This window comes from Micromonospora sicca, from assembly GCF_003172935.1.
Lineage (GTDB): Bacteria > Actinomycetota > Actinomycetes > Mycobacteriales > Micromonosporaceae > Micromonospora > Micromonospora sicca.
This window is the reverse complement of sequence record NZ_QGKS01000313.1, coordinates 1-8,203: the sequence shown is the minus strand read 5'-3', so window position 1 is coordinate 8,203 and position 8,203 is coordinate 1. Positions and strand designations below refer to the sequence as shown.

Sequence of the window (8,203 nt, the reverse complement as noted above, 5' to 3'; positions counted from 1 at the left end):
GCATACCGGCGGAACTGCCGGCGGCGGGCCGAGCGGACGGGGCGGCAGCGGCGCGGCGCCGCCGGTGCGCGGCTCGGGACGGCTGCGGCGGCCCACCGGCTCGGGCTCCGCGGGCCGGATCGTCCGCAGGCCGGTCGCGGTGGTGCCGGTCAGACCGGCGAGCTCGCCGACCTGCTCGCTCCGACGGGCGGCGGCCCGCCGGCCGGGAACCGGAGCGGGCGTGGTGACTCGGGCGCTGAGGGCGCCGACCAGGGCCTCGCAGGCGGCGTCGCAGGCCCGGACGGAGGCGACCGCCTGCCGCACGGTCTCCGCGACTGCCGAGGTGAGCACCCGGTTGACCGTGGCCCGGCGGGGCGTCTCGGAGATGGCGACCCGCAGGGCGGTGATCGCGTCGTTGATCTGGTCGGCACGCGCGACGCCCTCGGCGACGAGGTGCGCGGCGACGGGGTCCGCGGCGACCGCAACCTCGCGGCCCCGGGCGACCGTGCCGCCGAGCATGCCCGGCTCGGGCAGCGCGTCGAGGACCGCCAGCGAGACGGGCCCGGCCGGGTCCGGGTAGGCCCGCAGCGCGGCCGGGTAGAGCTCCCGCAGCACCTCCCGCAGCGCCACCGCGGCGGAGTGCCGCCCGTTGGCCAGGGCGGCGTGCGCGGCCAGCACCTGCTTGTAGTTGGCCAGGTCGCGGGGGGCCGGCAGGGTAACCGCGGAGAGCGCGCCGGCCTGCAGCGCCCGGGCCAGCCCGACGGCGCGACGCTCGGCCGGCGGGGACTGCATCTCCTCCAGGGAGTCGTCGTCGGCGAAGCGCTCGGCGAAGTCGTCCACCGAGTCGTCGTCCGCGATCGCCAGTGGACGACCGGCCGCGCTGAGCAGCGAGGTGACCGTGTGGTCGTCGCTGTCGGCGGCGATGGCCGCACCGCTCGGCCCGCCCGACCGCTCCACGAGCAGCGCGACCAGCTGGGCGTAGCCCGCCGGGTCGTCGCTGATCTCGCAGACATGCAGCAGACGGCCTGCGTCGTCGACCACAGCGGACGTCAGCGCCGAACCGGTCGAAGCCGGTCGGTCGGCCGGATCCGCCGAGGCCAGACCGCAGTACACGCGCACGAGCGCCACGGCGTCGTCCTCCTCCCGGGACACAGATCGTTACTTCTGCCAGAGACTGATGCTCCCCGTTACGGGTCAGTCGCGCCAGTCCACGACAGCAGAGATCTTGCCGACAATGGTGCGCCAACCCAAACTTGCGGTTTGTGCCCCGATTTTCTTCAGCCGCCGTCGGCCCAGGAAAGCACCGATTCCGCCGTTGACAGACGCCCGCAGCGCCTCGTCCAGGTCGTCGAGGCTGGAGCCCGCGGAGAGCATGTCCAGCACCGCGGGTAGCCGCAGCGCGTACGCAAGGTCACGGGCAACCTCGCCGGCCTCGATCAGGAGCGTGGGGTCCCACGTGTCGTGCCCGCCGCGGAGGTTCTCCACCACCAGGTCGAGCTCGTAGGTGTCCTCGTCCAGCGGGGCGATGTCGGCCGGTTCCACCCGTTCGGACAGTTCAGTCCAGCTGTCCAGTTGGGACAGGTCGTTGGGCGCGCCGGATCGGACGAAGCTGACCAGCGACTCCGGCGTCTTGAACAGCAGCAGCCGGCCGCGGTAGCTGAGGAAGGCGGGCACCTCCTCGTCGCCCGCGGTGTCCTCGTCCTCGTCCTCGTCGGCCTCGGCCTTCTCCTCGGCCGCCTCGGCGGCGCCGCGCCGGCGACCGGCGGGCCGCTCCTCGTCCTCGTCCTCGGACAGGGCGGCGAACTCCTCGTCGAGGATCACCACCTCCTGGTCCTCGTCCTCGGCCTCGACGACCTGGCGGCGGGCCAGGAAGGGGTCGTCCTCGTCGCGCTCGGCGACGTCGGTCGGGGTCAGCTCCCGCGCCGGCCGGTACGCGCGCAGGGTGAAGCCGGTGCCGGCGGGCAGGGCGATCTCCACCGGGTCGATCCGCAGCTCGTCCCAGAGGGCGCGGTCGGCCGCCGGGCGGTCGTCCTCCGCCTCGTCTGCTGCCGCCGACGCGGTGCTCTCGTCGAGCTCGGGCTCGTCGGCGTCGGGCCGTTGGGGCGACTGGCGGGCCACGCTGACCTCCGTGTGCTTTCGGGTTTGCCCACCCGGCGCACCTTGCGGCCGCCGAGTGACTCTGGGCACATACCCTAGTGGGCGACCCGACGAGGCCGGGACCGCACCCCGGTGGCATCCCGGCGGGCGGACAAGTAGCGTTACTACGCATGAAGGCCCAGGCGCTGCACGGACACCTGGACGCGCTGCTGCTGGCGGTCCTGGAGCAGGGCGAACTCCACGGGTACGCGATCATCGAGGCGCTCCGGGCACGCAGCGACGGCACGCTGGACCTGCCCACGGGCACCATCTATCCGGCGCTGCGGCGGCTGGAACGGGCGGGCTACGTCGCCAGCTCGTGGAGCACGGTCAACGGCCGGGAACGACGGACCTACCAGCTCACCGAGGCCGGCGGGCGCGCGCTGGCCGGCGAGCGGGCCGGCTGGCGCGAGTTCAGCGCGACGGTGGGCCGGTTCCTCGGCGCCGACCAAGCGCCGACCGCACCCGCCTGAGAAGACGGCTCACCGCCCCGTCCGGTGCGAGTTCCCCCGGCGCCGCCCGCTGCACCGGTGGCGGGCAGGCGCCCACCGCGTCACCGGATGGCCAGCAGCCAGGACCGGGCGGCCCGGGCCAGGGCGAACCAGGCCGCGCTCGCCAGCACCGCCCCGACCATCATCGGCGGCCAGGTCAGGGCCGCCTGCCAGAGCCCGATCGACCAGGCGAGCAGGGCGCCGCCGGCGAGCGCGCCGACGCCCAGCGCGCCGGTCAGGCCGAAGCCGACCACCCGCCCCAGGCGGGGCAGCCGGGCCGACCCGTACCGCGCGGCGAGGAAGCCCAGCAGCAGCCCGGCCAGCGCCAGCCCGGCGACCGTCCCCCAGATCCCGTTCAGCGAGGCGGACAACAGCTGGTAGCCCTCGGGTGGCGGTCCGCCCCGCCAGTGGGCGCCCCGCCAGGTCAGATCGCCCCCCACCATCAGCGCCACCGCCACCGCCAGCGCCCGCACCGCCAGCCCGCGCAGCGCCCCGGCCGCCAGCTCCGCCTGGTAACCCGGGGCGAGCTGGGCAGAGCTGCCGAACTCGGCGACCGCGCGCCGCTCGGCCTCCGCCGCCGGCAGGCCGTCCGCCCGGTACGCCTCGGCGGCGTCCAGGAGCGCGTGCCGCGCCTCGGTGAGCAGGTCGGTCTTCAACCGGGCCGGCCCACGCAGGCGCCCGGCCAGTTCCCGCAGGCGCTCCTCCACGAGCACGCCGTCGTACCCCCGCATGGCCTCACCCTGCCACCCCGCCCCACCCGGCGCGTCCGGGGATTTCCCGGAGACCGCTCAGGGAGTCAGGGCCAGATAGCCGCGTTCCGCCGCCGCTTGGAGCAGCCACTGCTCCCGGTACCAGCCGGGCCGGGCCACCAGTTCGGCGTGCCGGCCACGCTGCACCACCCGGCCGGCGTCGAGTACCACGATCTCGTCCAGCCCCGCCAGGCCGCTGAGCCGGTGGCTGATCAGCAGCACGGAGTGCCCGGCCGGAGTGGCGGCCAGCGCCGAGGCGAGCACCGCGTCGGCCGCGGCCGGGTCGAGGCCCTCGGTGGGCTCGTCCAGCACCAGCACCGCCGGCGCGGCCAGCAGCGCCCGGGCCAGCGCGAGGCGCTGCCGCTGCCCGCCGGAGAGCTGCCCACCCTCCTCGCCGACCACGGTGTCCCAGTCCGCCGGCTGGGCGCGTACCCAATCGAGCAGGCCGGCCGCCCGGGTCGCGGCGGTCAGCTCCGCCTCGCTCGCTCGGGGGCGGCCGAGCAGCAGGTTCTCCCGTACGGAGGCGTGGAAGACGTACGCCTCGGCGAGGAGTCCGCCGATCGCCCGGGGCAGGTCCTCGGCCGGGTACGCGGACACGTCGAGCCCGTCCAGGGTGACCCGGCCGGTGTCGGGGCGTACCGCGCCGGTGAGCACCGCCGCGAGGGTGCTCTTGCCGGCCCCGCTCGGCCCGACCACGGCGACCCGACGGCCGGCCGGCAGGTCGAGGCTGACCCGGTCCAGGGCGGGGGCCGCCCCCGTCCGGTACCTGACGGTCACCTCGTCGAATCGCACGTCGTGGCCGGAGGGAGCGGCTTCGGTCCCCGCGCCGGCCGGCGCGCCCGCCCGGGTCCGGCCGGTCGTGCCGGCCGCGCCGACCGCCGGGCTCGGGGCGATCCCGGTGCCCGTCCCCGGTGTCGGGGCCGCGCCGGTGGCCGGGGCGGGCCCGGTGAGCAGCGCGGCGACCCGGTCCAGGGCCGCGCGGAGCTGGGTGTGCTGCCGTGCCGCGCCGACCAGCGCCAGCGCGACCTCCACGGCGGCGAGGGCGCCGACGGCCAGCACCCCGACCAGCACCCCGCCGACGCCGGCGCGGAGCGCGACGGCCACCACGGCGGCGGCGGTGAGCCCACCGACCAGCACCCCGGCCGCGTCGACCGCGAAGCCGGCCGCGGCGAGCCGGCGTTCCAGCCGGGCGAGGCGTCGGGCGCGCCGGTTGGCCGCCGCGAGCGCCGCGCCGGTGGCGCCGAACGCGGCCAGGTCGGCGGCGCCGTGGGTCAGGTCGACCGCGTCCACGGCGAGCGCGCCGCGCAGCGGGGCCACCTCGTCGGCGGCCCGCCGGGTGAGCGCCGTGGCGAGCGCGGGCAGCGCCACTCCGGCGACCAGCAGCCCGGCGGCCAGCACCCCGGCCGCGGGGAGCGAGATCAGCGCCGCCCCGCCGACCGCGAGCACGCTCACCAGCCCGGCGGCCGCTCCCGGCACCAGCACCCGCAGCAGCAGGTCCTGTACGGCCTCCACGTCGGACACCAGCCGGCTCAGCGCGTCACCGGAGCGCTGCGAGGGGGTGTCCCGGCGGGCGGCGAGGGTGCCGAACACCCGGGCCCGGACGTCGGTGATCATGCGGAGCACGGCGTCGTGCCCGGCGAGCCGTTCGGTGTAGCGGAACACGCCCCGGCTGATGGCGAGGGCCCGGACGGCGACGATGGCCACGGTCAGCCGGTCCAGCGGGGGCCGGCCGGCGGCGCTCATCAGCAGCCAGGTGGCGGTGGCCATCAGGGCCAGCCCGGCGAACTCGGTGGCGGCGGCGAGCAGCCCGGCCCCGACGAGCCGACCCAGGTACGGCCGGGCCAGCCGCAGCACGGTGCGCTCGGCCCGGACGCCGCCGGCCGACCCGGCGGGAACGGCCTCGTCGGTCACCGGCCCGGCGGGAATGGCCTCGTCGGTCACCGGCCCGGCGGGTGGCGCCTCGTCGGGGGTCGGCTCGGTGGGCAGGGCGCCGGCCGCCAGCTCCGGCGGGACCGCCTCCGCCGGGGTGGGCGGTCCCGGGTCGCGCGCGGCCGGCGTGGCGCCGTCGGCCGAGACGCCACCGGGCACGGCCCGTCCCGGCTGGTCAGGGCGGTCGGGGACGATCGGTCCGGGGCTCATCAGCTCGCCTTCCCGGCCGGTGCCGGGGTCAGCTCGGTGACCCGGCCGTCCTCGACGCGGATGATCCGGTCGGCGTCCGCCAGCAGCGCGGGCCGGTGCGCGACCAGCAGCGCCGTACGACCGGCGACCAGCCGCCGGGTGGCGGCCAGCACCACGGCCTCGCTGGCGGAGTCGAGCCGGGCGGTCGGCTCGTCGAGGAGCACCACCGGGGCATCCCGGAGGAACGCCCGGGCCAGCGCCACCCGCTGCCGCTGGCCGCTGGAGAGGCCGTGCCCGCGCTCGCCGAGCTCGGTCGACAGCCCGTCGGGCAGGGCGGCGACCACGTCGTCCAGCGCGGCGTCGGTGACCGCCCGGCCGAGCGCGGCGTCGGTGGTGTCCGGGGCGCCGAGGCGGATGTTGTCGGCCAGCGAGGCGGCGAAGAGGTGTGCCCGCTGCGGCACCCAGGCCACCTGGCGGCGCCAGGCGTCGAGGTCGGTGCGGGCGAGGTCGACCCCGTCGACCGTCACCCGGCCGGCGGTCGGGGTGACGAAGCCGAGCAGCAGGCCGAGCAGGGTGCTCTTGCCGGCGCCGCTCGGGCCGATGACCGCGATCCGGTCACCGGGGCGGACGGTCAGCGTGACGTCCCGCAGCGCGGTGGTCCGCTCGTACTCGACGGTCACGCCCTCGAAGCGGATCTCGCCGGCTCCGGCGGGCGTCCGGGCCGGTGCGGCGGCCGGTGCGGCGGCGGCCGGTGCGGCGGAGACGGTCAGCGCCTCGTCCAGCGCGGTGAGTCCCTCCATGCTGGCGTGGAACCGGCTGCCCGCCGTCCGCAGCGGCAGGTACGCCTCCGGGGTGAGCAGCAGCACCAGCAGCGCGGTGGAGAGGGTGATCCCGCCGCCGAGCAGCCGGATGCCCACCGGCACGGCGACCAGCGCCACCGAGAGGGTGGCGACCAGCTCCAGCACGAGCGCGGAGAGGAAGGCGATCCGCAGCGTCCGCACGGTGGCCTGCCGGTGCCCGTCGGCCATCCGACGGACCACGTCGACCTGGGCCCCGGCCCGGCCGAACGCGCGCAGTGTGGGCAGCCCGGCGACCATGTCGAGGAAGTGCCCGCCGAGGCGGGAGAGCCGCCGCCACTGCCGCTCGGTGGCGGCCTGCGCCTGCCAGCCGAGCAGCGCCCCGAAGACCGGGATGAGCGGGATGGTCAATGCGATGATCAGTGCCGAGCTCCAGTCGGCGACGACGATCCGGGCCAGCACGGCGAGCGGCACGGTGACGCTGAGCACGAGCTGGGGGAGGTAGCCGGTGAAGTAGGCGTCCAGCGCGTCGAGGCCGCGCCCGGCGAGGGTGGCCAGTTGCCCGGCCCGCTGCCCGGCGACCCAGCCCGGGCCGTGCCGGCCGACGGCACGGAGCAGGTCCGCCCGCAGCGCCGCCTTCACCGTCGCCGCCGCCCGCGCCGCCACCGTGCCCTGGGCCCAGTTGACCAGCGCCCGGGCGGCGACCGCCGCCGCGAAGCCGGCCAGCGCCGGCCGGTGTAGCCGCCCGTCGACCGCCGTCGCCAGCAACGTGGCCAGCGCGGTGGCCTGCGCGACCACCAGCAGCGCGGTGAGCCCGCCGAGGACCGCGAGCACGGCGAGGTCGCGCCGGGCCGCGGGGACCCTGCGCAGCAGACGCGGGTCGAACGGGCGGCGGTTCACCAGTACACCGGTGCCCTGCCGTCGGTCCGTCCCCGGAACACCCACCAACTCATCGCCTGAAAGCCTAGTAGGGCCGGCAGGAGCGGCAGCGTGAGCCAGCCCAGCAGCCGCAGGGTGGGGCCGCTCGCCGCGGCGTCGGCCACGGTCAGCCCGGCCCCCGGCTCGACCGTGGAGACCAGCGCCCAGGGCCAGAGCGCCGCCCCGACGAGCAGCACCGGCAGCGCCAGCGCCGCGCTGGTGGCGGCGAAGGCCAGCCCGGGCCGCCGCCAGCGGAGCGCCGTCCGGGCCGCCAGCAGCGCCGCCACCAGCGCCAACGGCAGCAGTACGGCCGCCGCCGGCTGCACCACCGCGGCGCGTACCCGGTCGGAGAGCAGGCCGAGGACGGTGGCTGCGCCGACCGTGGCGAACGCCACCGGGATCAGCCGGCGGGCCAGCCGGGCGACCGGCGCGACCTCGGTGGCCGGCAGCCGGAGCGTGAGGAACGTCGCACCCTGCGCCGCGACCAGGGTCAGCATGGCCAGCGCGGCGGCGGCCACGAACGGGGTGAAGACGTGCGTCATGCCGGCGACGTGGCCGTCGGCCCGCAGCGGTACGCCCTGCAGCAGCCCGGCGAGCAGCGCGCCCCAGCCCAGCGCGGCGAGCGCGCTGCCGGTGACGACCACCCGGTCCCAGCCGGCGCGGGCCCGCTCGCCGGCCGGTCTGCTGCGCAGCTGCACCCCGGCGGTCACCAGGACCACCCCGGCCAGCGCGCCGAGCACGGCCGGGTAGAGCCCGGAGAGCAGCTCGCCCTCCAGGGTGGGGAAGGCGCCGAAGAGGATGCCGACGGCGGCGACCAGCCAGACCTCGTTGCCGAGGAAGAACGGGCCGACCGCGTTGAGCGCGGCCCGCCGGGTGGCCGGGGCGGTGCGCCGGGCGAGCAGCAGCCCGACGCCGTAGTCGTAGCCGCCGAGGACGAGGTAGGTGGCGAAGAAGAGGCCGAGCAGGGCGTACCAGGCGAGTTCCACGGCGGGCTCCCTCAGGCGAACACGGGTTC

6 protein-coding genes and 1 pseudogene are annotated in these 8,203 nt (G+C 77.2%); 1 reads left to right on the top strand and 6 read right to left on the bottom strand.

Features of this window, described 5'->3' with window-relative positions:
• Both DKT69_RS26270 and DKT69_RS26265 read right to left on the bottom strand, forming a co-directional pair.
• A pseudogene (locus DKT69_RS26270) lies at positions 1–1,131 on the bottom strand (transposase); the annotation flags it as partial.
• 42 nt (positions 1,132–1,173) lie between these two features.
• Positions 1,174–2,097 carry a SatS C-terminal domain-containing protein gene (locus tag DKT69_RS26265; protein ID WP_109804179.1) on the bottom strand — a complete coding sequence of 308 codons (924 nt, stop codon included), beginning with the start codon at positions 2,095–2,097 and terminating at the stop codon, positions 1,174–1,176.
• 149 nt (positions 2,098–2,246) lie between these two features.
• Between DKT69_RS26265 and DKT69_RS26260 the strand changes: the two genes are divergently transcribed.
• Positions 2,247–2,588: a PadR family transcriptional regulator gene (locus DKT69_RS26260; RefSeq protein WP_109804178.1), complete on the top strand. Its 342-nt coding sequence runs from the start codon at positions 2,247–2,249 to the stop codon at positions 2,586–2,588.
• A gap of 80 nt (positions 2,589–2,668) precedes the next feature.
• On the opposite strand, the gene DKT69_RS26255 is transcribed toward DKT69_RS26260, so the two are convergent.
• From DKT69_RS26255 to DKT69_RS26240, 4 genes are read right to left on the bottom strand one after another with little or no spacing between them, the layout of a single operon-like run.
• The gene (locus DKT69_RS26255) at positions 2,669–3,337 is read right to left on the bottom strand and encodes a permease prefix domain 1-containing protein (RefSeq protein ID WP_109804177.1); all 669 of its coding nucleotides are present in this window, start codon (positions 3,335–3,337) and stop codon (positions 2,669–2,671) included.
• A gap of 57 nt (positions 3,338–3,394) precedes the next feature.
• The gene (gene cydC / locus DKT69_RS26250; protein WP_236648361.1) at positions 3,395–5,494 is read right to left on the bottom strand and encodes a thiol reductant ABC exporter subunit CydC; all 2,100 of its coding nucleotides are present in this window, start codon (positions 5,492–5,494) and stop codon (positions 3,395–3,397) included.
• Positions 5,494–7,170: a thiol reductant ABC exporter subunit CydD gene (gene cydD, locus DKT69_RS26245; RefSeq protein WP_109804176.1), complete on the bottom strand. Its 1,677-nt coding sequence runs from the start codon at positions 7,168–7,170 to the stop codon at positions 5,494–5,496. Before cydD ends, cydC begins: the two co-directional genes overlap by 1 nt.
• Positions 7,167–8,174: a cytochrome d ubiquinol oxidase subunit II gene (locus tag DKT69_RS26240; protein WP_109804175.1), complete on the bottom strand. Its 1,008-nt coding sequence runs from the start codon at positions 8,172–8,174 to the stop codon at positions 7,167–7,169. Before DKT69_RS26240 ends, cydD begins: the two co-directional genes overlap by 4 nt.
• Between the last annotated feature and the right edge of the window lie 29 nt (positions 8,175–8,203).

Bases quoted from the DNA above. Each gene is read 5' to 3' on its own strand.
- DKT69_RS26260 (WP_109804178.1), top strand. From the start codon at position 2,247: ATGAAGGCCCAGGCGCTGCACGGACACCTGGACGCGCTGCTGCTGGCG.
- DKT69_RS26255 (WP_109804177.1), bottom strand. From the start codon at position 3,337: ATGCGGGGGTACGACGGCGTGCTCGTGGAGGAGCGCCTGCGGGAACTG.
- cydC (WP_236648361.1), bottom strand. From the start codon at position 5,494: ATGAGCCCCGGACCGATCGTCCCCGACCGCCCTGACCAGCCGGGACGG.